The 24367-nt window shown below is 40.5% G+C and carries 24 protein-coding genes; 19 read left to right on the plus strand and 5 right to left on the minus strand.

Annotated elements, in window-relative coordinates; all coding sequences use genetic code 11:
• Nucleotides 1-13: 13 nt before the first annotated feature.
• The 8 genes from metQ (at nucleotide 14) to sufB (ending at nucleotide 7264) form a co-directional block, all read left to right on the plus strand.
• Complete coding sequence (metQ, locus tag NSS92_RS18085) at nucleotides 14-835, plus strand: methionine ABC transporter substrate-binding lipoprotein MetQ (RefSeq protein WP_024426003.1); 822 nt, start codon at nucleotides 14-16, stop codon at nucleotides 833-835.
• A 308-nt stretch (nucleotides 836-1143) separates the two neighbouring features.
• A complete protein-coding gene (locus tag NSS92_RS18090; protein WP_003212803.1) occupies nucleotides 1144-1512 on the plus strand; it encodes a carboxymuconolactone decarboxylase family protein in 369 nt (122 codons plus the stop codon).
• A 215-nt stretch (nucleotides 1513-1727) separates the two neighbouring features.
• Nucleotides 1728-1865: a hypothetical protein gene (locus tag NSS92_RS18095; protein ID WP_162838476.1), complete on the plus strand. Its 138-nt coding sequence runs from the start codon at nucleotides 1728-1730 to the stop codon at nucleotides 1863-1865.
• Nucleotides 1866-2075: 210 nt separating this feature from the next.
• A complete protein-coding gene (gene sufC / locus NSS92_RS18100; protein WP_034280842.1) occupies nucleotides 2076-2861 on the plus strand; it encodes a Fe-S cluster assembly ATPase SufC in 786 nt (261 codons plus the stop codon).
• Nucleotides 2862-2879: 18 nt separating this feature from the next.
• The gene (gene sufD, locus NSS92_RS18105) at nucleotides 2880-4193 is read left to right on the plus strand and encodes a Fe-S cluster assembly protein SufD (protein ID WP_340869762.1); all 1314 of its coding nucleotides are present in this window, start codon (nucleotides 2880-2882) and stop codon (nucleotides 4191-4193) included.
• Nucleotides 4193-5413 carry a cysteine desulfurase gene (locus NSS92_RS18110; protein ID WP_340869763.1) on the plus strand — a complete coding sequence of 407 codons (1221 nt, stop codon included), beginning with the start codon at nucleotides 4193-4195 and terminating at the stop codon, nucleotides 5411-5413. Before sufD ends, NSS92_RS18110 begins: the two co-directional genes overlap by 1 nt.
• Entirely contained in the window at nucleotides 5403-5849 is a 447-nt protein-coding gene (gene sufU, locus NSS92_RS18115; RefSeq protein WP_323639290.1) for a Fe-S cluster assembly sulfur transfer protein SufU, read from the plus strand. The genes NSS92_RS18110 and sufU overlap by 11 nt, the downstream gene beginning before the upstream one ends.
• Nucleotides 5850-5866: 17 nt before the next feature.
• A complete protein-coding gene (gene sufB, locus NSS92_RS18120) occupies nucleotides 5867-7264 on the plus strand; it encodes a Fe-S cluster assembly protein SufB (RefSeq protein WP_007500362.1) in 1398 nt (465 codons plus the stop codon).
• Nucleotides 7265-8076: 812 nt separating this feature from the next.
• Here sufB and NSS92_RS18125 read toward each other — a convergent pair.
• Nucleotides 8077-8517 carry a hypothetical protein gene (locus tag NSS92_RS18125; protein ID WP_340869768.1) on the minus strand — a complete coding sequence of 147 codons (441 nt, stop codon included), beginning with the start codon at nucleotides 8515-8517 and terminating at the stop codon, nucleotides 8077-8079.
• Nucleotides 8518-8938: 421 nt separating this feature from the next.
• On the opposite strand from NSS92_RS18125, the gene NSS92_RS18130 reads away from it, so the two are divergent.
• Nucleotides 8939-9505, plus strand: coding sequence for a TetR/AcrR family transcriptional regulator (locus NSS92_RS18130; protein ID WP_340869770.1), 567 nt, complete (start codon nucleotides 8939-8941; stop codon nucleotides 9503-9505).
• 57 nt (nucleotides 9506-9562) lie between these two features.
• The gene (locus NSS92_RS18135) at nucleotides 9563-11419 is read left to right on the plus strand and encodes an alpha/beta fold hydrolase (RefSeq protein WP_340869772.1); all 1857 of its coding nucleotides are present in this window, start codon (nucleotides 9563-9565) and stop codon (nucleotides 11417-11419) included.
• A 167-nt stretch (nucleotides 11420-11586) separates the two neighbouring features.
• Here the strand turns inward: NSS92_RS18135 and NSS92_RS18140 are convergent, their stop codons facing one another.
• On the minus strand, nucleotides 11587-12231 hold the full coding sequence (locus NSS92_RS18140) for an FMN-dependent NADH-azoreductase (RefSeq protein WP_340869773.1): 645 nt from the start codon (nucleotides 12229-12231) through the stop codon (nucleotides 11587-11589).
• Between the two features lie 82 nt (nucleotides 12232-12313).
• Between NSS92_RS18140 and NSS92_RS18145 the strand changes: the two genes are divergently transcribed.
• A complete protein-coding gene (locus NSS92_RS18145; protein WP_340869776.1) occupies nucleotides 12314-13246 on the plus strand; it encodes a helix-turn-helix transcriptional regulator in 933 nt (310 codons plus the stop codon).
• Nucleotides 13247-13325: 79 nt separating this feature from the next.
• Here NSS92_RS18145 and NSS92_RS18150 read toward each other — a convergent pair whose 3' ends face one another.
• The gene (locus NSS92_RS18150; RefSeq protein WP_340869777.1) at nucleotides 13326-14531 is read right to left on the minus strand and encodes a DUF418 domain-containing protein; all 1206 of its coding nucleotides are present in this window, start codon (nucleotides 14529-14531) and stop codon (nucleotides 13326-13328) included.
• Between the two features lie 250 nt (nucleotides 14532-14781).
• On the opposite strand from NSS92_RS18150, the gene NSS92_RS18155 reads away from it, so the two are divergent.
• From NSS92_RS18155 to psiE, 3 genes are read left to right on the plus strand one after another with little or no spacing between them, the layout of a single operon-like run.
• Entirely contained in the window at nucleotides 14782-15477 is a 696-nt protein-coding gene (locus NSS92_RS18155) for a response regulator transcription factor (protein ID WP_340869779.1), read from the plus strand.
• On the plus strand, nucleotides 15464-16771 hold the full coding sequence (locus NSS92_RS18160; protein WP_340869780.1) for a HAMP domain-containing sensor histidine kinase: 1308 nt from the start codon (nucleotides 15464-15466) through the stop codon (nucleotides 16769-16771). Before NSS92_RS18155 ends, NSS92_RS18160 begins: the two co-directional genes overlap by 14 nt.
• Before the next feature lie 37 nt (nucleotides 16772-16808).
• Nucleotides 16809-17237 carry a phosphate-starvation-inducible protein PsiE gene (gene psiE, locus NSS92_RS18165; RefSeq protein ID WP_267586591.1) on the plus strand — a complete coding sequence of 143 codons (429 nt, stop codon included), beginning with the start codon at nucleotides 16809-16811 and terminating at the stop codon, nucleotides 17235-17237.
• A 303-nt stretch (nucleotides 17238-17540) separates the two neighbouring features.
• On the opposite strand, the gene NSS92_RS18170 is transcribed toward psiE, so the two are convergent.
• Entirely contained in the window at nucleotides 17541-17840 is a 300-nt protein-coding gene (locus tag NSS92_RS18170) for an LCI fold-containing protein (RefSeq protein WP_267586590.1), read from the minus strand.
• 244 nt (nucleotides 17841-18084) lie between these two features.
• Between NSS92_RS18170 and NSS92_RS18175 the strand changes: the two genes are divergently transcribed.
• The 4 genes from NSS92_RS18175 (at nucleotide 18085) to NSS92_RS18190 (ending at nucleotide 21926) form a co-directional block, all read left to right on the plus strand.
• Nucleotides 18085-19041 (plus strand): ABC transporter substrate-binding protein, encoded by a 957-nt coding sequence (locus tag NSS92_RS18175; RefSeq protein ID WP_267586589.1) that lies wholly within the window; start codon nucleotides 18085-18087, stop codon nucleotides 19039-19041.
• Between the two features lie 73 nt (nucleotides 19042-19114).
• The gene (locus NSS92_RS18180; RefSeq protein WP_340869784.1) at nucleotides 19115-20131 is read left to right on the plus strand and encodes a FecCD family ABC transporter permease; all 1017 of its coding nucleotides are present in this window, start codon (nucleotides 19115-19117) and stop codon (nucleotides 20129-20131) included.
• A complete protein-coding gene (locus NSS92_RS18185; protein WP_267586587.1) occupies nucleotides 20124-21161 on the plus strand; it encodes a FecCD family ABC transporter permease in 1038 nt (345 codons plus the stop codon). The genes NSS92_RS18180 and NSS92_RS18185 overlap by 8 nt, the downstream gene beginning before the upstream one ends.
• Before the next feature lie 21 nt (nucleotides 21162-21182).
• The gene (locus NSS92_RS18190) at nucleotides 21183-21926 is read left to right on the plus strand and encodes an IucA/IucC family C-terminal-domain containing protein (protein ID WP_340869787.1); all 744 of its coding nucleotides are present in this window, start codon (nucleotides 21183-21185) and stop codon (nucleotides 21924-21926) included.
• 15 nt (nucleotides 21927-21941) lie between these two features.
• Here NSS92_RS18190 and NSS92_RS18195 read toward each other — a convergent pair whose 3' ends face one another.
• Nucleotides 21942-22820 carry an endonuclease I family protein gene (locus NSS92_RS18195; RefSeq protein ID WP_267586585.1) on the minus strand — a complete coding sequence of 293 codons (879 nt, stop codon included), beginning with the start codon at nucleotides 22818-22820 and terminating at the stop codon, nucleotides 21942-21944.
• A gap of 169 nt (nucleotides 22821-22989) precedes the next feature.
• Here NSS92_RS18195 and NSS92_RS18200 point away from each other — a divergent pair, with 169 nt between their 5' ends.
• The gene (locus NSS92_RS18200) at nucleotides 22990-24225 is read left to right on the plus strand and encodes a pyridoxal-phosphate-dependent aminotransferase family protein (RefSeq protein WP_340870086.1); all 1236 of its coding nucleotides are present in this window, start codon (nucleotides 22990-22992) and stop codon (nucleotides 24223-24225) included.
• Nucleotides 24226-24367 lie beyond the last annotated feature (142 nt).

The raw sequence follows: 24367 nt of genomic DNA on the forward strand, positions 1-24367 counted from the left end.
GGAGGATTTATTGATGAAGAAATTGATTTTAAGTGCACTATTTCTAGCATTTGCAGGTATTTTAGCTGCATGCGGTTCATCTAATAACGCAAGTGAAAGCAAAACCATTACGGTTGCCGCTTCAAAAACGCCGCATGCCGAAATTCTTGAAGAAGCAAAACCACTTCTAAAAGAAAAAGGCTACGATTTAAAAGTGAAAGTGCTTAGCGATTATAAAATGTACAACAAAGCGTTAGCTGAAAAAGAAGTGGATGCGAACTTTTTCCAACATATCCCTTACTTAAACGAAGAAAATAAATCAAACAAAGATTATAACCTAGTGAGTGCTGGTGCGGTTCACCTTGAGCCTTTCGGTATCTACTCTAAGAAATACAAATCAGTAAAAGATATTCCAAACGGCGGCACAATCATCATGACAAACAACGTAGCTGAACAAGGCCGTATGCTTGCCCTGCTGCAAAATGCTGGTGTCATCAAGCTTGATCCAAAGGTTGATACAATCAACGCAACAGTAAAGAACATTAAAGAAAACCCAAAGAACCTAAAATTCAAAAAAATCGCACCAGAATTAACGGCGAAAGCTTATGAAAACAGTGAAGGCGATGCTGTATTTATCAACGTAAACTATGCGATCCAAAATAAATTGAATCCGAAAAAAGATTCAATCGAACTTGAGCAAACAAAGAACAACCCATATGCAAACATCGTTGCGGTTCGCAAAGGTGACGAAAAATCAGATAAGATCAAGACATTAATGGAAGTTCTTCACTCTGATAAAATCAAAGAATTCATCGACAAAAAATATGACGGTGCAGTATTACCTGTATCTGAATAACAACATTTCAACCTCGCTTCTATCAAAGCGAGGTTTCAACGTGTAGACAAACCCTCGCATTCGGTGTCAGGTCTGCGTGCCGGTGCTCACGAATGTTCAATTCGCTCCGCTCCGGTACTCGTCCTTCCTAGACTGCAAAGGTTTTCTATCACGCTGAAAAAAGAAGACAAAGGGCTAAAATAAAGATCATTTTAGCCCTTTGTCAATAATCTGCAACCTCGCTTTCATCAAAGCGAGGTTTTTTGTGTATTTTTTCAAATCTCGCTCATAATAAAAACGTACAAATGACCTGAAGGGATGGAATCAAGATGAATGAACAGCATATGAGCGGATCCATGCAGCAATCACTGACTGATTATAAAACCGCAATGGGTGAATTCCAGAAGAAAATGCCGGTGTTTGGAAAGAAATTCAATGAATTTACGGAGCAGTGCTTCCAAAGCGATTCATTAACGCAAAAGGAAAAACAAATGATTGCCCTCGGTATCAGTATTCATGCGCAGGATGAATACTGCATGATTTATCATACAAAAGGAGCGCTCGATCAAGGGGCGACAGAAGAGAATTTGCTGGAGGTTGTCAGCGTGGCGGCAGCTTTTGGCGGCGGAGCAGCACTAAGCCAAGGAATCACTGTCGTTCAGCAATGTATTGATGAATTTGGAGGACAGACGCATTAAGGGAAGCAAAACATGGTATTTTTCCATCTCAGGGAGTTGAGCGCTTCTCATCCGATTGTGTGAGAAAATATGCCAGCATAAGGTGTCATATCCCTTTTGAGTGAAGACGCATACGTTTGCTACAATAAAGCTACATTCAAGGAAGGGAATGGTTTATTATTTGTTCGGACCATAGTACACTGGGATTGGATTATACCGCCGAGATGGAAAAGGCCATGCATCAAGCTCATGGCATGAGCTATGCAGAGTACGAAAGAGACCATGACTTAAGGATGAAAGTGGAATATAAACGAGAGCAGTCCTATCGAGATGAGAAAAGACAGCTCGCAAAAATGAATATACGAGGCTATTAATAGCTGAGGGGCGGGGAGAACAGTTTCCCGCCCTTTCTTTATGAAAACAGTCTTTTCGACATAAATCCTTTTATCTACCTGCTTTTTTTGTTAGAATTTTGAGAGCATCCTCTCACGCTTATCGTGAATGTGTTGTATTCAGTTTTAATTTGTTATAAAATTAGAATGAGAATAAATTGAGAATAATGATTATTTTGGAGGTATCGATATATGACTGCTTCGACATTAACAATTAAGGACTTGCACGTTGAGATTGAAGGGAAAGAAATCTTAAAGGGTGTAAACCTCGAGATAAAAGGTGGAGAATTCCACGCAGTAATGGGACCAAACGGAACAGGTAAATCTACTTTATCTGCTGCAATTATGGGTCACCCTAAATATGAAGTAACACAAGGCAGCATCTTGCTTGATGGCGAAGATGTCCTTGAAATGGAAGTAGATGAGCGCGCTCAAGCTGGTCTTTTCCTTGCGATGCAATACCCGTCTGAAATCAGCGGTGTTACAAATGCTGACTTCCTTCGTTCTGCTATTAACGCACGCAGAGAAGAAGGCGATGAAATCTCTCTTATGAAATTCATCCGCAAAATGGACGAAAACATGGAGTTCCTTGAAATGGACCCAGATATGGCACAACGCTACTTAAATGAAGGTTTCTCAGGCGGGGAGAAAAAACGCAACGAAATTCTTCAATTAATGATGATTGAACCAAAGATCGCCATCCTTGACGAAATCGATTCTGGTCTTGATATCGATGCCCTAAAAGTTGTTTCTAAAGGAATTAACAAAATGCGCGGCGAAAGCTTCGGCTGCTTAATGATCACTCACTATCAGCGTCTACTGAACTACATCACACCAGATCACGTTCATGTCATGATGCAAGGTCGTATCGTGAAATCTGGCGGACCAGAACTCGCGCAGCGTCTAGAAGCAGAAGGCTATGATTGGATTAAAAAAGAGTTAGGAATTGAAGACGAAACTGTTGGTCAAGAAGCGTAAGCGTTAGGAGGATTATTGATGACATTAGAAACGAAATTATCAGTAGATCAAGATTATGTCAAAGGCTTCTCCGAGAAGCATCAGGAACCGGCATGGATGAGCTCCCTTCGCTTACAGGCTCTTGAAAAAGCAGAAGACCTCCCAATGCCAAAGCCTGACAAAACGAATATTTCAAAATGGAATTTAACCAATTTCAAACAGCATACAGTTGAAAGTGCGCCATTTGGATCATTAGAAGAGCTTCCAGAAGAAGTGAAATCTCTTATTGATTTAGAGGACACAGATAAGACAGTTTACATTCAGCGTGATCAAACGCCGGCCTATTTGTCTCTTTCAGCTGAAGCGAAAGACAAAGGTGTGATCTTCACTGATCTTCATACAGCGATCCGTGAGCATGGAGATTTAGTGAAACAATACTTCATGACAGATGCAGTGAAAGTGGATGAGCATAAACTAACAGCTTTACATGCTGCTTTAGTGAATGGCGGAGCTTTCCTTTATGTCCCGAAAAATGTAGAGCTTGAAGCACCAATTCAAGCTGTTTATCTTCATGAAAATGACGAAACGACTTTGTTCAACCATGTCATCGTCGTAGCAGATGATCATAGTGCTGTGACATATGTAGAGAACTACATCAGTACAGCAAAACCGGAAGAAGCGATCTTCAATATCGTTTCTGAAGTGTTCACAGGCGCAAACGCCCGCGTCACATACGGTGCTGTAGATAACCTTGCAGAAGGAGTCACAGTATATGTAAACAGACGCGGTATGGCAAATGGCCGTGACAGTAAAATCGAATGGGCGCTTGGCCTGATGAATGATGGAGACGTCGTATCTGAAAACATCACAAAACTGATGGGCGACGGTACATTCGGTGATACGAAATCAGTTGTTGTCGGCCGAGGAAACCAAACGGAAAACTTCACAACAAGCATCATCCACTTCGGTAAAAACTCTGAAGGATATATCTTGAAGCATGGTGTGATGAAGGATCAAGCATCCTCTATCTTTAACGGAATTGGCAAAATCGAGCATGGCGCAACAAAGTCAAATGCAGAGCAGGAATCACGTGTCCTCATGCTGAGTGAGAAAGCACGCGGTGACGCAAACCCAATTCTATTAATTGATGAAGATGATGTGACAGCAGGGCACGCTGCTTCTGTTGGACGTGTCGATCCAATTCAATTGTACTACCTCATGAGCCGTGGGATTTCCAAAGAAGATGCAGAAAGACTTGTGATTTATGGCTTCTTAAATCCAGTTGTGAAAGAACTGCCGATTGAAGGAGTTAAAAAGCAGCTAATTTCTGTGATTGAAAGGAAAGTAAAATAATGAATATCAAAGACGTTCGTGAGCAATTTCCAATCTTTCATCAGCAAGTGAACGGACATGATTTGGTGTATTTGGACAGTGCAGCGACTTCTCAAAAACCAAGAGTGGTCATTGATGCAATGAATGAGTATTACCGGTCTTACAACTCGAACGTCCACCGGGGTGTTCATACCCTTGGCACAAGAGCAACGGACGCATACGAGGGTGCGAGAGAGAAAGTTCGTGCATTCATCCGTGCTTCATCTGTCCAGGAGATTATTTTTACTAGAGGTACAACGACTGCACTAAACACAGTGGCGATCAGCTATGCTAGAGCCAACCTCAAAGAAGGCGATGAGATTGTGATTACGCATATGGAGCATCATGCGAATATCATCCCTTGGCAGCAAGCAGCGAAAGCAACTGGCGCCACATTGAAATACATTCCGTTACAGGAAGACGGCACGCTATCGCTTGAAGATGTGAAGCAAACGATCACGCATCAAACGAAAATCGTCGCTGTCACACATGTCTCAAACGTATTAGGAACCATCAACCCGATTAAAGAAATCGCCAAAATTGCCCACGATCATGGGGCAATCATTGTCGTCGACGGTGCGCAAAGCACCCCGCACATGCAAATTGATGTTCAGGATCTAGATTGCGACTTTTTCGCATTCTCTGGGCATAAAATGTGTGGACCGACTGGCATCGGTGTGCTTTACGGGAAGAAGGACCTTTTGAATAATATGGAGCCTGCTGAGTTTGGCGGTGAAATGATCGACTTTGTGGATCTGTATGATTCCACATGGAAAGAGCTGCCGTGGAAATTTGAAGCGGGAACACCGATTATTGCTGGAGCAGTTGGACTAGGAAAAGCAATTGACTTCTTAAATGACATTGGTATGGAGGAAGTCAGCCGTTACGAGCATCAGCTTGCGACTTACGCGCTTGAGCGCTTTAAGGAGCTTGACGGTGCGACTGTTTATGGACCGCAGCATCGAGCTGGGCTTGTGACGTTTAACTTAGACGACGTCCATCCGCATGATGCGTCAACTGTTCTGGATACGGAAGGTGTCGCCATTCGTGCTGGACATCACTGTGCACAGCCGCTTATGAAATGGCTTGGTGTATCAGCGACTGCAAGAGCAAGCTTCTATCTGTATAATACAGAAGAAGAGATTGACCGGCTCATTGCAGCGCTCCGTAAGACAAAGGAGTATTTTACGAATGTCTTTTAATGTAAACTTAGACACACTGTACAGACAAGTGATTATGGATCATTATAAAAATCCGAGAAACAAAGGTGTGTTAAACGACAGCATTGTCGTCGATATGAACAACCCAACGTGTGGTGACCGCATTCGTCTTACGATGAAAATCGAAAACGAAAAAGTCACTGATGCGAAATTTGAAGGAGAAGGATGCTCGATTTCGATGGCATCTGCCTCTATGATGACGCAGGCGATTAAAGGGAAAGATATTGAAACAGCTTTGAAAATGTCTCAGATTTTCTCCGATATGATGCTAGGAAAAGAATACGACGATTCCATTGATCTTGGTGACATTGAGGCGCTGCAAGGAGTGGCAAAATTCCCAGCCCGCATCAAATGTGCAACATTATCCTGGAAGGCGCTTGAAAAAGGCGCATCTGCCGAAGATAACGGCAAATCATAAGATTGGAGTGAAAATGGATGGCTAAAAAAATGCCAGATGTTGGTGAATATAAATACGGCTTTTCTGATAAAGACGTTTCCATTTTCCGTTCAGAGCGCGGACTGACAAAAGAGATCGTTGAAGAAATTTCTCGTATGAAAGAAGAGCCTCAGTGGATGCTCGACTTCCGTTTGAAATCTCTTGAGCACTTTTACAACATGCCGATGCCACAATGGGGCGGAGATTTAAATGCATTAAACTTTGATGAAATTACGTACTACGTAAAGCCATCTGAGCGCTCTGAGCGTTCTTGGGATGAAGTACCAGAAGAAATCAAACAAACCTTTGATAAGCTTGGTATCCCAGAAGCAGAGCAAAAATATTTAGCAGGTGTATCTGCTCAGTATGAATCTGAAGTTGTGTATCACAACATGAAGCAAGACCTTGAAGATCTAGGAATTGTGTTTAAAGATACAGACAGCGCATTAAAAGAGAACGAAGACATCTTCCGTGAGCACTGGGCAAAAGTCATTCCTCCGACTGACAACAAATTTGCTGCGCTTAACTCGGCTGTATGGTCTGGTGGTTCATTTATCTACGTACCAAAAGGCGTAAAAGTAGATACTCCACTTCAAGCATACTTCCGTATCAACTCTGAAAACATGGGTCAGTTCGAACGTACACTGATCATCGTTGACGAAGGCGCACATGTGCATTACGTAGAAGGCTGTACAGCACCAGTTTACACAACAAACTCACTTCACAGTGCGGTAGTTGAAATCATCGTTAAAAAAGGCGGCTACTGCCGTTATACAACGATTCAAAACTGGGCAAACAACGTCTTCAACCTTGTGACAAAACGTACAGTATGTGAAGAGAATGCAACAATGGAATGGATTGATGGAAACATCGGTTCTAAGCTGACAATGAAATACCCAGCTGTCATCCTAAAAGGTGAAGGCGCTCGTGGTATGACATTAAGTATTGCTCTAGCAGGTAAAGGTCAGCACCAAGATGCAGGTGCGAAAATGATTCACCTTGCACCAAACACATCTTCAACAATCGTATCGAAATCGATTTCGAAACAAGGCGGTAAAGTAACGTACCGCGGAATCGTTCACTTCGGACGCAAAGCAGAGGGTGCACGCTCAAACATCGAGTGTGATACACTCATCATGGATAACAAATCAACATCTGATACGATCCCTTACAATGAAATCTTAAACGACAACATTTCATTAGAGCACGAAGCAAAGGTATCAAAAGTATCAGAAGAACAGCTATTCTACTTGATGAGCCGCGGAATTTCTGAAGAAGAAGCAACAGAAATGATCGTCATGGGCTTCATCGAGCCATTCACAAAAGAACTGCCAATGGAATACGCCGTTGAAATGAACCGTTTGATTAAGTTCGAAATGGAAGGTAGTATCGGGTAATACACCTGAAACGCCTCATTTATAAGGATTTTAGAGGTTTTAAAAGAATAATAAAAATCGGCCGTGCCGATATAGATTTTATCTTTTGATTGGAGGCGAACTTTTTAGTTCGTCTTCTTCTATTTTCTCAGTACTCTTATTTCAGTCTGGTTTACCTTAAATTTTTTAAGTTCTTTTAATACTGTATCATTTAATCATGTGATAAGAGGATGATGTGTTCTTTAAGGTTGTTAAAGTTAATTTATTACTGTTATCTCATCTAACCTGTCCTTCAATTACCTTCAATATCCCAACTTCAAAGCTAAAGCCTCTCTTATACACAAGCCTGTTTCGCTCAGATAGTACATAAGCATATAATACAATTGATAATCTATGCATTGTTGGTATTTATAGGTTTTCATGTAATTTGTTTTAATTCATCCAAACTAAAATTTTTTACTTAATTTTTAATTAGCTCAACATTACCTTTCACCAAAACCTTTAATCTATCAGATGGAATTTACGTGATTATTTTCATATAAAGGTGATTGGTAAATTTCGGTTAAGGAAATTCGATAATAGCACTATGACAAGTGGTGATTTTGAGGAATTTAAAAGTATCAATTCACAACGAAGTAAATACGTGTAGGGTTAATTACAATGGATATTAAAAGGAATATTATATCTAATGCAAACTTTAAGGTATATACAAATTGAACAATGTTAATGGATATTACAATTCAACAAAGACGTAATAAATAAAGTAAGACCAAAATAGCTTAATAGCCGTCTTGGTCTTAAATACACAAATATTTAAATATATACTGATAAATTTAAATCCAATCTATTATTAAATTAAAGTATGATGCTTTAATAAGAGGTTTTGTATCTACTACTTCAATATAATTCCAACCATAAGTTAGATTCTCAGCAAGTACAAAATTGTGAAAGTCTGAACCAACTTGGATAAAGTTTCCGTTTAATATGCTCATCTTATGTGAATGCTCACTTTTAAGTATTACACCAAGATCAGAATGACCATCAAAATAAAATTTGAAATATCTAACAGGGTTATATTTGTTGGTAGAGTACACAACGTTACTTCTATTTTGTAGTTCAAATGCTTGATCATGAATACTACTAGATGTGTTCATGATAGTAGAATGAGTTTGATTTTGATTGTAATTTTCTGTTTCAGCAGCAGATACACTACCAGTTATTCCACTAAACAATCCTAGAGAAATAACAGGAACGAGTAATAACTTTTTTTTCATAAATAAAAACCTCCTATAGTTAGAAAAATATTACAATTATATGATAACATGAATATTTTTGGTTATCAAACTAATTACTGGATTTAATTTATAGATAGATATGCTAATTGGGCCATTAAGACACAGATAGAGGATATATTGATTAGTCACTAAAATAAATAATCAGGTGTTCATTTAAAAGTGAGTTCTTTTTCTCTACCATTTCGTTCAATATTTCGTAAATGATAAAGTTCCTATATATAATATTGTTTCTAATGGTGATTTTTTGTAATCGTTAGGGGCAGTTCAACTTTATTTAAAATAAGATTTTAAAAACAATGTTAGTGGAACTTTCTTAATCAAACTTTTTCTAAACGAACATAAATACTTGCCACATTCAAATTAGTACTGTATAGTTCTAATTATGACAAAGGCTAAATTAATGAATCAAAAACGTGTGCTTGAAGTAGCTGCAACATTATTTTTGGAAAAAGGATTTGCTTATACAAGTATGGATGAATTGGTACGTGTAAGCAAAGTGTCAAAGTCGAATGTGTATTATCACTTTTCTAATAAGGAAGAATTATTAGAAGGGGTCGTTGATTATTGGATTGACATGTATCAAGCTGCAATAGACGTCGTAATTTCTCAGACCCAATTTTCAGTTGAAGATCGTATCCAAATGTTTTTAAAGCAATTATCACAAGGAGTTCAGTCGAGAGAGTATAAGGGCGGCTGTCCATTTATTACTCTTTATATTCAAAGTCCTGCACAGGCCACACAAATAAAAGAAAAAATAGGTCTCTTTTTTACAGGATTACAAAAGAAAGTTTCTCTATTACTGAAACAAGGGGTAGAGAACGGGGAATTCAGAAATACGATTCATATTGATGAGGTGTCATCCCTTTTTATTACAAATCTTGAAGGAGCTTTATTTATTTCAGAAACATTGAAGGATGCAACTGTCATCACGAAAACAGCAGATCATTTATTTAACTTGCTTCGATAATAGAAGCATTTTTTTTACATCGAATTAGTACTAAATAGTACTAAAAGGAGACTTCATATGAAAACAGTATTTTTAACAGGTGGAACAGGCTTTATTGGAAAGCAATTAGTTGAAGAATTAGCGAAAGAGGATGTGAACATTCTTCTTTTAGTGAGGTCGAAAAGTAAAGCAGCACGCATTTTTCAAGAAAGAGGCATTTTAAAAGAATCAGTGATGCACTTTGTTGAAGGTGATTTGACGAAGATAGATTTAGGTCTAAGTAATGAAGATCAGGAAAGGGTATTGAAAACGGATGTGATCATTCACGCAGGAGGCCCCATGGATATTCAAGCGACAAGTAATGAGGCAGCTTCCGTCTTTTTAAATGGCGCCAAACATATGAGTGAATTAGCTAAAAGTATTCATCAATCGAAGGGCTTTCAGCAATTTATTCATGTTGTAGGTTATATGAGCCCCTTTGATGATCAAAATAGCAAGATTGCAATTGATGTGTTTAAAGAAGGAAATGATTACCTGAAAATAAAAAATCCTTATGAGAGAACAAAATTTTTAGCAGATCTTTATATCCGTCAACAGGCATCAGCTATAGGTTATCCGCTGTCTGTCATTAATCCGCCAACTGTCGTCGGCAGTAGTAAAACGGGGAGTACAGAGCAAATAGCAGGATTAGGTTTGCTTGTAAAGAGTATGCGAAGAGGGCTCATGCCGGTGATTCCTGGAGGTAAGGACTATAGGCTGCCACTTATTTCAAACGATGAGTTTGCGAAGTTTATTGTGCAGGTTTTCAGAATGGAGCAGCCGGCTATTCAAACATATACACTTGTTGAAGACAAAGAGCATGATCAGAACATTGCTGAATTATTAAGTGTGATGTCAGAAAGTATGAATATGAGAGCACCAAAAATCTCTGTCCCAATGCCACTAATGAAAGCTGTTATGAATAGTGGCGTAAGTAAAATCACTAAAATTCCTTCTGACGGACTGAATTTTATGACAAAACGAACATTCTCAAATGTTTCAGCGAAAAAAATAATGGGAGAAGATTGGTTTAAGAAGACGAGTGTTATGAACTTTTTCCCTGCCGTAGTAGCTGATCTGGATTATCGAATGATGGATCAACATGGTGAGCATCATCATTTATTTGAGCGAACATTATGCGATAACAATACCCTTTATCAATTAAAAGGAGAGGGGAAACCGTTTATTTTATTACATGGTTTATTGAGTAATGGAGAGGATTTATTTCCTTTAGCACAAGAGCTTCATGAAAAAACGGGTCAACCTGTATGGATCTTGGATCTTCCAGGTTTGGGACGTTCTCCATTTCAACGAGAGAAACATCTTCTAGATATCTATTTGAATGTAGTGAAAAAGTTATTGGAGAAAGCGGCTAATGGTGCACATCTAATCGGCCATTCATTCGGTGCGTTTATTCTACTGGAAGCATTGGGACAAGGGTACATAGATAAGAAGAATTCAATCACTTTACTTCAGCCGCCTGTTGCTAAAAAAAATGCTAAATCGCTAAATGTTCCACAATGGATGAACAAATGGTCATTAAAATTGGCAACTCCTAATATGATAGAGCGTTATTTATTAAGTAATGGTTTGTTTGAAAGGACGGAGAGCATCCCCGAGCATTATATTGAAAAAATCAGAAACAGCTTTACTTCTCCTAGAATTTTAAATACGACGGTTCAGCTTAACAGTATACTACTGAAAAACAATCACGGTGATTTCAATGAAGCAACAAAGCATAATCTTCACATGATTTGGGGGGAGTATGATAGAGGCTATTCTGCTCCATCGCATCTTGGTCAGGTTGACTTTGTTCCATATGGCCATCATTTCCCTCTTAGCCATCCGAGTGAAACGGCAGCATTCATCATCAAAAATAGTCTTACTAGCAGTTGAGAATGTGGGATAAATAAAGTATGTCGTAATTGAAATGAAATCGCATTGCTTGTGGTCCCGCCGATGCCCATCAACTGAAAGATTTTATAGCACCCTAAAACGAAAAAGGTGATTTTTATTAAAAAAATCACGATTTTTCGTTTTGGGTCTTTTTGATTAAATAGAGGTTAATTAGGTGCATAAAACTGATCTAAGGTTTTCGTCATATCATCAGATGCAGATTGTAAGATCGCATCTTGATCTAAAATGGCTGTCCCTTGTGCACGGACAATATGAAATTGATGAAATCCCATCAAGTTTTGAAATATTTCTTTTAGGTAATAATGTGAAAATTCCAGAGGTGTATATCGATCGTTATTTGTGAAAATTGAGCCGCTTGCTTGAAGTAAAAGTACACGATAATCGTCAGTCATCAGACCAACAGAACCATTTTCTGTATATTTGAACGTTTCTCTCGCAATAAAGATATTATCTATATAATCTTTCATTCGTGAAGTCACATTGAAATTATGAACAGGTGACACGATCACAATTCGATGATGTGCTTTGAATTGAGCCAACAAAGCAGATGAAGCAGCGGCGATTTTTTCTTCGGCAGCCGTTAATGCTTGTTCGGATGCTTGCTTATCCCAAATACCTAGCAGCTGTTCTTTTTCGATACGAGGAATTTCAGTTCCATATAAATGTAAAATGGTTGGTTCCTCATGAGGAAACCTTTCTTTAAACTGTTTTAAAAATAGTGTTTGCAGTTTGTTTGAATAACTTTCTCGATGAGTAAAATCAGGGTGCGCGTTAATGATTAATGTTTGCATATACATGCTCCTTTTCTTTTGATAAGCTGAGTATAAATGATAATGGTGACAAAAGAAGGCACCTTTTTAAGAGGGAAAACAAATGAAAAAATCAGAACGATTAAACCAAGAACTTATTTTTTTAAGCGATAAACACTCTTTTCAGTTAAAGGACTTACAGTCCGAATTTGGCATTTCTAAAAGGACGGCTTTAAGAGATATAGAAGAGCTAGAGTCCATGGGCTTAGCTTTTTATGTTGAACCTGGCAGACACGGAGGATATCGACTGGTGAATCAATCTCCATTGGTTCCTATTTATTTCAATATAGAAGAAGTCAAAGCTATTTTTTTCGCTCTTAAAGCTCTAGACCTGGTGTCAGCAACACCATTTAAAAAATCTTACTCACAAATTCGGCAAAAGTTGTTTGCCACAATGTCCGATGAGAAAAAGCAAATGATTACGGAGACTTTGGATGTGATTCATTACTATAATGTCGCACCAGTTAGTGAACAAAATCATTTGGAATTGATTTTACAGGCAATGATGAAAAATCAAATCGTGAAGATGACGTACACTCAATATGAAAATAAATGGATCAGGCTGCAATTTCTTGAGTTGTTTTATCGAAATGGCATTTGGTTTTCTCAAGCATATGATGTTCAAAATAAAAAGTGGGGCATCTATAGATGTGACTTTATGAAGGACATGGTGATTGAAGAAGAAATCAGAGACACATTTACGAAGGAAGAATTAAAAGAACTGCAGCTCGAGTACGAAAAAACTTATCATAATATCTCATTTAAATGTCGATTAACGGAACAAGGAAAAGAAAAGTTTTTGAAGAATCATTACCCAAATATGAGATTGGAGATTATTGATCATATTCCTTATATTGTGGGTGGGTACAATCAAGAAGAATTATCGTATATGACACACTATTTGATGTCATTTGGGAAACATGTGAAAATTGAATACCCAGATGAATTGAAAGAAAGTTATTTGAATCAATTGCGAGAAGTGATTGACAAGTATTGAAAGTGAACGGATTGTCTCTGAATTACAAAAGACTTCACATATTAAAAAAGGCGAATTGTAGCCATTCGCCTTTTTTCTTTTACTTCGCCGCATGAAATGTATTGGTTTTCGAACTGTCATTGACCTTCCCATACGTCAGCTGCCGCCAAATAAATTCCATCGGTCCATACTTAAACCGCTTTAACCAAAACGTACTGAAAAGCACAAGGAAGACATACACGCCAATAGCCATGAAAAACGTACCAGCCGGCTGGAGATGATCGACAAGTCCCGCTCCATACTTTAGAAATAGCAGAGTTCCAATGATCGAGTGTAGCAAATAACAGGTCAGTGACATGCGTCCGACTTTGGTAAAGACCATCAAAGCACCTCGCAGCTGAGGAACGTGCAAAAACAGCATCGAAAGCGTACTCATATAGAACATACTGCCTGTTAATCCGCCGTTTTGTTCAAGGGCAGAGGCTATGTTCATCCAGAGTGTATTTTCAAAAGGATTGACCGCTGCTATGATCGTACTGCCTTGGATGATGAGAAAAGCGATGGCAAAAATGATCCAAATGCGATTCCAAATCGCTTTTTTCGCCTCCATGTTTTTGAAAAACTCCATTTTCACAAAATACACACCAAGTAAAAACATGAAGAACATAGAATAGACGGTGGAAAAAGAACTGGAAGCCATTGTGACCATATCTGTCCACCTATCACTAATTGATGCTAAATAAGTCAGACTGTTGTGGCTGGTCAGCTCGAAATCAGCAAAATCCGGCTTGCCTGATGATGTTGTGTTCATGGTATTGAACAGCATCGTGAAAAAAGGTGTGAGCAATTGAATCACAAAGAGTGTAATGAGCCAGTATAGGATGGTTTTGGCTGTTCGTTTGTAAAAGAAAAGCAATAAAAAGCCAGCGGCAGCATAATAGGTCAAAATATCACCAATCCAAACAAAGGTGACATGCAGAAGGCCAATTCCTAAGAGAATGGCTAACCTGCGTGCAAACAGCTTGTTTGGGCTGTCCACCTTATGAGCAGCTCGATCCATAAAAATCATAAAACCAACCCCGAATAGAAAGGAAAACAGTGTAATGAATTTCCCCGAGGCAAACCAATTCACCACATGGTGAAAGACATCATTTGATTGCATGTCAAATCCCTTGGCCGAATCCACGATCAAAAAGTAATTGACTAGAATAATCCCCATTAAGGCGAACCCTCGTACGATGTCCAAGAAATGAACCCGTTCCCGCAGACTCATCGGTTGTCCGTGTACTACTTTGTTTGCATTCATATCCATGCCCCTTTTCCTTTTATGATAAATTTGATTTGGATCGAACCATTGATCCTTACAATGAATCAATATATAGATCAATTCTTAACAAATTATGAAGAAGTGAATTTTTGGAAATGAATGTGTCCATTTGATGGCAGATTCTTAAATTCATAAACTGTTAAGGTTTATGCTGTATCTTTTCACATAGCTAGATGATATATAGTAAAGACATAAAAGAAAGAGCATCACATTGCATGAGGTGAGAGACATGACCCATCGAATATTAGTCGTAGAAGATGATCAGGATATTGGTGACCTTCTGCTGGAATCCCTTATACGTGCAGGATATGAGGTGCTAAGAGCGATGAATGGCGAGCAAGCATTGAAGCTTGTGGATGATTCGCTCGATTTGGTGATTTTAGATGTGATGATGCCGGGGCTTTCAGGCATTGAAACGTGCCAGCGCATAAGAGCCTCATCTAACGTCCCGATTCTATTTCTGACAGCCAAATCGAGCACATTTGATAAAACTGAAGGATTACTTGCCGGCGGGGATGATTATATGACAAAGCCCTTCTCAGAAGAGGAACTCCATGCTAGAGTCATTGCACAATTACGCAGGTATACCGTCTATCAGGAAAAAAAGGAGCAGGAAGAGACCTTTCTTGTTGGGGGCAAGCTGAGGGTAAGTGAAGAATTTAATGAAGTATGGAAAGAAAGCCAGCAAATTAAGCTGTCTGATCTAGAATATCGGATGTTAAAGCTGCTCATGAGCAGGCGAAACAAAATATTTTCTGCTCAAAATATTTATGAAAGCGTGTGGGGACAGCCCTATTTCTATTGTTCCAACAATACGGTGATGGTGCATATTCGAAAGCTTCGTGCCAAAATTGAAGATGTTCCTGCGCGCCCTGTATATATCAAAACTGAATGGGGAAGAGGATATCGATTTGGCACAACGTAAATATACACTGGCCAAAAAGCTTGCACTGCTAATTTTGGCGGCTGCAATCGTGAGTGGTATTGTCTTTTTGACACTGCAAAAGATCACCAATGATTTGATCGATGGATACTTGAGTTCGGACGAGTATTACGAGCAGGAGTCAGCCAAGTATATTCAAAAATTCAGCCGATACGTGTCTGAGAATGAGCTGTCTTCAACGGATCGAAAAGCGTTTGGCGAGTGGGTGAAAAAAGAGAATTACATTAATTTGACCATCTTCAAGGATGAAGTGCTGCAATATGACTCTATTTATTCCGCTGCCGATGAATCGGCGTACGGAAAAGAAAAGATGACCCAGTACGCTGAGCACCATTCGTATCCAGTTCAGTTTAGCGACGGTAAAGGCCGCGTCATGGTGGACGGTTTCTATTCATCTCGCTACCACGATCTTGCCTTTACACTCGAGCTGCTCGGGGCGACGCTTATTTTTCTCCTCATTGTTCTTCTTGGCATTCGCAAAAGTCTGCACTACCTGCAAACGATTCATCAAGAAATTCATATTCTTGAAGGCGGTGAGCTGGACTATGAGATGACGGTAAAAGGGCACGATGAATTAGCGATGATTGCCAAAAGTATTGAGGATCTGCGAAAAGCCTTTTTGGACAAGCTTCAAGCCATTGATGAGCTGCAAGAAGAGAGCCGCAGCTTGGTCACCGAAATGTCCCATGATATGAGGACACCGCTGACCTCACTGATAATGAATCTGGAGTTTGCGAAAAAAGAGAAGGCTGGAGCGGATACACGCAAAGATCAATATATAGCGAGTGCCTATGGGAAGGCACTGCAATTAAAGAATCTATCTGACAATCTATTTGCCTATTTTCTGCTGGATAAAGAACATGAATCTGATCTTGAGACCGTTGCAGTCAAAGAGGTGATTTACGACCTCCTGTCAGATCAGGTGGCCATCCTGCATCAAGAGAACTTCAAGGTTCATCTTTTAGGAGAGCTGCCTGACAGCTATATCAATGTGAATGTCGAGCAGCTTGGCCGAGTATTTGATAATGTGATGTCCAATTTACGGAAATACGCAGATCCCAAAAAGGATATCAATCTCACGCTTTTATCGGATCAAGAAATCTTTGAAATCCATGTCAGCAATACAATAAAAGAGACAGAGGTCACGCAGGAAAGCAATGGACTTGGTGAACGAAGTATCAAACGAATGATGACCCGCATGCACGGGGAGTTTGAAAGTATAGAAAGGAACGCTGTTTACTACATCGTGCTGCGATTTTGGAACATTAAAATGTAGACAACAAATGAATATACTGGAATGGAGAGACAACTCAATGAAACGATTCAACAACTTCCAAAAGATACCTGATCTCTTGCAAGGCCTTCTCAATATCTGTCTGTTCTTTTTGGCCATCGCCTTAAGCGTTCTCTTAATCAGTGAAACATGGTACATTGTCCAATTTGTTTATAAGACACTGTTCAACAAAGGAGAAAGCTATTATGGAATGCTTGGGGAACTGCTGATCTTCTTTATGTACTTTGAGTTTATTGCCTTAATTATTAAATACTTTAAATCTAACTTTCATTTTCCGCTTCGATACTTTATTTATATTGGGATCACAGCTGTCATCCGTTTGATTATCATTGATCATGAAGAGGCGGTATCGACGTTCTGGTGGGCGCTGGCCATTCTTGCCATGACCAGTGCACTCTTTATCGCGAGCAAAAGAGATGCTGCTCAAGAGCATGAGGAAGTGAAGTAAGGGAAGAGGGCGAACGATGGACGTTAAGTCTTTTTCGTTAAATAATTGATGAAGGTCTATCTGCATTTGATCAGTCCGATAGATGGAGAGATCAAATCATTAGGACGGGTTTCTATTTTGATGGGTACTCATGAATTCTTTCTCCTACACTTTGTCTGCTAATTCAAATAGATAGCAGACAAGCGAGGTTTTTGCGGGATATCATTCACATAATAATTCCTATCTAAAAGAAACACCAATAAACGAAATGCTGCTAAAGATCACAACATTCACTTATTGGTGTTTTTTATTATGGATTATGTTTTAACCCTCATAATAACCATAGAGTCCAGAGCTTCCTTTAAAATACCATTTCATTCCGTATGCTGTGAAAGAGTTTGCAAAAATAGCTGTGTCGGAGTACATACATAAGTAAGGCTTGTCTGAGTTGCGAAATTTCCGTAAGATATCTGCGGGACAGGGCGTCTCGAAATTGCTTGTATGAGCAACGCCATCTGAACTTTTTGCTGGTGAAGATGAAGTAGCATTTGCTGCTGGAACATACGAAGAAAGAAGTAACCCAAAAGAAAGAGCGACGCCAGTCATTGTTTTTTTCCAATTCATTATGACCATTCCCTTTCCAAAATCTGTATTTTGGTACAGCTTCATTATAGGAAAATAGATGGCGGCAAAAAAGAGACAAAAGAATTATATTTACCACAATATGTAATTTTATGATTAGGAGATTATCATCTGTTATTTTTATATTTTACATTGACACCATCTTTTTCTATGATAAAATCAAATTGTGATAATGAGAATCGTTATCAAACGATATGACTACATATAGAATGGATAGGTGAGGTACATGTTCAAGAAATCTTTTTGGCCGCTGTTAGTTGTGCTCTCCATCGTATTACTTGCAGCTTGCGGGAACAATAGCAGTGACGGCAAGTCAGGTAGTAAAGAGAAAACAAGGACCGTTGAAAGCGCTATCGGTTCAACTGACAATATTAAGGATAAACCAAAGCGTATTGTGACGCTGTACCAAGGAGCAACGGATGCAGCAGTCGCTATGGGCATTAAACCAGTGGGTGTTGTAGAATCTTGGCTTGAAGCACCTACGTATAAATATTTAAGAGATGACTTAAAAGATGTCAAAATTGTTGGACAGGAAACGCAGCCAAACTTAGAAGAAATTGAAAAGCTCAAGCCTGATTTGATCATTGCATCAAAAATCCGCCACGAGCAAATTTTTGATCAGCTGCAAGAAATCGCTCCAACTGTTGCAACTGAAACTGTGTTCACATTCAAAGATACAGTGAAGTTGATGGGTGAAGCGTTAAATCAGGAAGACAAATCAAAAGAATTGCTGACGAAGTGGGATAACCGTGTCGCTGACTTCAAAGAAAAAGCGAAAAAAGACATCAAAAACTGGCCAATGAGTGTGTCTGTGGTGAACTTCCGTGCAGATCATGCTAGAATCTATCAAACTGGTTTCGCAGGGTCGATTTTAACAGAGCTAGGCTTTGAAGGACCTAAGAATGTCAAAGATAAAAAGCAAGACATCATTACACTTACAGACAAAGAGAGCATTCCGCAAATGGATGCAGATGTGATCTATTACTTTATGGATGAAAAGGATAAAGCGGTTGAGAAAGCATATAAAGAGTGGACGAGTCATCCTTTATGGAAGCAGCTTGACGCAGTGAAAGCGAAACAAGTGCATAAAGTAGATGAAATCACTTGGAACATGGGCGGCGGTATTATCGCTGCAAATATGATGCTTGATGATATTTACGATCGTCTAGGAATTGATAAATAAGTCATAACAGAGGAGAAAATGTGAACATACCATTTTCTCCTTTTTTCCATAACAGATTGAAAGCGGGAATCAGATGAGAAGTTTATTAAAAAAGGATTCAAGCAAGGCACTGCTTTTTGCTGGATTCATTGTGTTGATGTTGGTCTTTTTTATGCTCAGTATTTCCCTTGGGCAAACCTCAATTTCCTTCAAAGCCACCATCCATGCTTTTCTTCAATTTGATGAATCGGATCCAAACAGTGTCATTGTCATGACATCCAGATTATCAAGAGCTTTAATCGCAACGGTCGTTGGCTCAAGCCTAGCGATTTCAGGTGCACTCATGCAGGCATTGACGAGAAATCCGCTTGCGGCGCCTGATTTATTAGGAATTAATGCAGGCGGACTATTTTTTATCGTGATTTCGATTGTTTTCTTTTCAACAGAGTCGTTAACAGGCTATATGTGGACAGCTTTTCTAGGCGCAGCGATTGCAGGAATGCTCGTTTTTCTATTGGGCTCCATTGGAAGAGATGGATTGACGCCCGTCAAAATTGTCCTTGCAGGTGCGGCGATATCTGCACTGTTTGCGTCCTTTACACAAGGTCTTTTAATCGTGAATGAACAGTCGATTCAAAGTATTCTGTTCTGGATGGCTGGTTCAGTGTCTGGAAGAAGCATTGATATGTTAATCCCTGTTTTGCCTTATATTTTAGGTGCGACTATTGTGGCGCTGCTTCTAGGACGTTCTATTAATGTTCTTTTGTCGGGAGACGATATTGCCAAAGGACTTGGCCAGCGTACACTGCTGCTGAAAATAACGATGGGTGTACTCGTTGTCTTTTTAGCAGGTGGTTCCGTCGCTGTTGCTGGTTCAATTGGTTTTGTTGGTTTTCTTGTACCGCATATTGTGAAAAAGCTTGTCGGACCTGACCACCGCTGGGTACTGCCGTATTGTGCCGTTGTGGGGGCGTCGCTTTTACTTGCCGCTGATCTGGCGGCTCGTTTTCTGATCATGCCGCAGGAAGTGCCGATTGGTGTCATGACGGCGGTAGCAGGAGCGCCTCTATTTGTTTATCTCGTGCGCAAGGGGTTGAAGACAGGTGGCTAAAACATATACAGTGCGTTCTAAGGGCGGGCGCATTTCATTTCAATTTTCAAAGCGGACATTTTTGATTTTACTTTTATTGACGGCCATTGCCTTTGGTTTATTTATTCTCAGTCTCAGTATGGGAAGCCGGTTCATTCAGCCGGTGGATGTGCTGCTTCATTTAATCGGTCAGGGAGAGGGAAATTCCTTTGTGTTAAATACGCTGAGAATTCCACGAACGCTGCTGGCTGTCTTAGTCGGAGCCGCGCTTGCGGTATCAGGGCTTATTTTGCAAGGATTGATCCGTAACCCGCTTGCATCACCTGATATCATTGGGATTACGAGTGGTGCTTCATTTGGTGCGATTATGTTCATCGTCTTTTGGATGGGCACTGTGCCCATTGCTTATCAATCCTTATGGGCGATTGCAGGTGCTTTTGCGGTATCGTGCCTGATCTATTTGCTTTCATGGAAAAAAGGGGTCAAACCGATCACACTTGTCCTGATGGGAATTGGGATTTCCGCCATTATGAAAGCATGTGTGACGTTTACGCTTGTTCTTAGTGATACGATGACAACGACAAAGTCATACATCTGGCTGACGGGCAGTTTATATGGTTCTACGATGAAAGACGTCACTGCGATGCTTCCTTGGGTGATGATCATTTTACCGATTGTCATGGTGTTAGCAAGAACGATGAATGTAAAAGAACTTGGCGATGATCTTGCAACAGGTCTCGGGGTAAAAGTGCAGGCGAAACGATTATTCTTTCTCCTGATGAGTGTGACATTGGCTGGTGTTGCAGTCGCATTTGCAGGCGGCATTGAATTTGTTGGACTGATGGCGCCGCACGTTGCACGGATGATCATTGGCCGTTCTTTCATAGCGCTTGTCCCAGCATCTGCGCTTGTTGGGAGTATTCTCGTGATGCTGGCTGATCTTGTTGCTAGAACCGCATTTCTACCGTTAGATGTCCCAGCAGGTGTATTTACGGCATCCATTGGTGCACCATTCTTTATTTATTTGTTATATCAACAGCGCAATCGATAAACAGAAGATGGGGGTTTTGATATGAGGCCAGAGTGGGTTGAGAGAGAGTTACTTGATTTCGGGGTACACATCACAAATGGACCAATGACATCTGATCGCACACTTGCTGCGCTTTTTTCAGAAGCAGCCGTCATGCGTTTATTAGAAGCTGAAAAGGAAGCGATGCATGCACCGAATCTTTCGGTAGCAGCATCTATGTTTTCAAAGCGGTATGCCTACTTAGCTGTCAGTTCCTCTTTATATTTGATGACGCTGTATGACGGTGTCTATCAGTTTCCACCAGCAGCATGTGCATTTAGAGAGGATCGGAAAATTGAAATGGATGAGGCGGCGTGTTCGTTTGTTTCACTAGAAGGAGATCGGCATGAATGGAGAGAGAAGGTCGTACGCGCGCTGTTTACGGAGTGTGTCACGCCTCTTTTAGACGTGCTGAACCGCACATCAAAACTCTCTTATCGTATTTTATGGGAAAATGTAGCGGTTCGAATCAACTCTCTTTATCGAAGCATGATGCGGGAAGCGGAAGAACCTGCGGTGAAGCGGCGCGTGCGGGAGGATTATCTGTACCTGAAGCAGGCGGCTGGTGATGTATTTGGAGCTCAGCAAAATCCATTTCAGCACAGCCTAAACCTAGACGACAGCTTACTTGAAACATCCAACCGGAAAACCTGCTGTATGTATTATAAGCTTGAGAAAAAATCGGAGAGTCTGGATTATTGTCTCGTTTGTCCGCTTGAAAAAAAGAAAGGCACTGCTTGCTCGTAGCAGTGCCTTTCTTTTTTATTCCCAAATCGCGCTTGCCCATTCGGGGTGATCGATAAAAGGGTTGCGGTTGTGCTGATACGTTTGATATATGATCTCATTGCGGTTCCGTTCGATTTGATCGACTGGATCTTGCTTGTGCCATTTGAGAAGCACAGACATTTTGCCGTGAAGAGGAGAGCTTCCATTATTCACTTTATCGTTCAATTCTAAATCCGGAAAGCGGTCATCGCCTTCGTATCGAACCGCCATATAAAAGACCATTCTCGCGACATCTCCTTTGACCCGGTTGTGAGGTTCGAATGAGTCGCTGTCGTAGAAGTTGCCCGGCGCTCCTTTGTATTCATTACCACCCGTGTCAAAATCTAAATTTCCGCGTGTGCTATTCGTTTGCACATCTGTCGCACGAAGGTGGTGGAGATCTGTCCCAGGCCCTTGGCTTGTCCCGAAATTGCCGTGAGACTTTGCCCAGACATGCTCCCGGTTCCACTGGCCCACATTTCCGCCATTCGACTGCTTTGAGCGGGAGGCACCACTATAAAGCAGCAGCACATTGTTTGGGTTATTGGGATCTTCATCTGTTTTCTTTAAGGCATCCCAAACCTGGCTGTAGGATAGCTGCGTATGATCATCAATGATATCGTGTAAGGCTTTCTTAAGAGCGGGTCCTGATTTGCCAGCAGCAGATTGGTAATAGGAATCGATTTGACTTGTAGCGGCAGTTTGCGTTTGTTGTACAGAAGATTCGTTTTGAAGCTGTAACGGGGAAAAGGTGATCGTTTGACTTGGTTCATTCAGCGTGAAGGCTTGAGCATTTGCAGCTGGAGGCAGCGGGGCGGCTAATGTGCCGAATATCATCATTCCGGCGGCCACAGTTCCAAATAAAGTTCTTTTCATTCGATTTCCTCCTTGATAGGGAATGTATTCTCTTTATTTCTATCATATTGCTATGAAGAAATAAATGGATTTCTCGTAAATTTTATGTAATGAGTTCGTAGGAAAAGAGATTGCTATTTTATCGACATTACTGTATAAGTGGGCATATAGAATGACAGCAAGGGAGAGGATGGATCACGTGAAAGAACTGCAAACACCTTCAAGAACGATTATGACACCGGGGCCCGTTGAAGTAGATCCGAGAGTGCTCCGTGTGATGAGCACGCCAATTCTCGGTCAATTTGATCCAGCATTTACACACATTATGAATGAAACAATGACCTTATTGCGGTCACTTTTTCAAACAGAAAATAAATGGGCTTATCCAATTGACGGTACGTCTCGTTCAGGGCTTGAAGCTGTGCTCGCCAGTGTGATTGAGCCGGGAGATTCAATGCTTGTGCCTGTCTTTGGCCGCTTCGGTCACCTGCTCATTGAAATAGGACAGCGCTACGGTGCTGAGGTACATACAATGGAATGTGAATGGGGGACGGTTTTTGATCCTGACGACATCATCCAAGAAATAAAGCAGGTCAAGCCTAAAATCGTTGCAATGGTTCATGGTGAAACATCGACTGGACGATTGCAGCCGCTCAAGCAAATCGGTGAAGCTTGCCGGACTCTTGGTGCGCTGTTCATTGTAGACGCTGTGGCAACCATTGGCGGTGTCGAGGTAAAAGTGGATGAATGGAAAATTGATGCGGCGATTGGCGGCACGCAGAAATGTTTATCTGTTCCATCAGGCATGTCACCTATTACATATAATGACCGTGTCGCAGCTGTCATTGAATCGAGAAAGAAAGTAGAAAAAGGAATTGCGACACAGGATGAATTACAAAAACAAATCGATATTTCTCCAATCAAAAGCAATTATTTTGATTTAAGCCAGCTTCAGGATTATTGGAGCCCAAGACGATTAAATCATCATACAGAAGCGACAACAATGCTCTATGCACTGCGAGAAGGGGTTCGTCTTGTGCTGGAAGAAGGGCTGTCTGAACGTTTTCAAAGGCACGCATTTCATGAGAAAGCCTTGATGAAAGGTCTTGAAGCAATGGGGCTTGAATTGTTTGGTGATCCAGATTGTAAAATGCCGGTTGTGACTTGTATTGTCATTCCAAGTGGTATTGACGGAGAAGCGGTCCGTGCCGACCTGCTCCATCATTTTGGGATTGAGATTGCAAGCTCCTTTGGCCCGCTTGCCGGCCGTATATGGAGAATTGGGACAATGGGTTACAGCTGCCGAAAGGAAAATGTACTGTTTGTGTTAGCAGGGCTTGAAGCGATCCTCATCAAACACGGTGCGTCTATCCATTGCGGAGCAGGGCTTCAGGCGGCTCTTTCTATCTATGAACAAGCTGAATAACGTGATACCTCATACTCGCCATTGGCGGGTATTTTTTATTTGGAAAAGAACGCTAATTTTTGAAAAACTAGACTTATAGATGAGGTTATCGCTATACTGGAGAAGTTCTCATCATTTTTGTCATCATTTTCATTTATTTTGC

Source organism: Bacillus sp. FSL M8-0166, assembly GCF_038008825.1.
Classification (GTDB): Bacteria; Bacillota; Bacilli; order Bacillales; family Bacillaceae; genus Bacillus; species Bacillus safensis.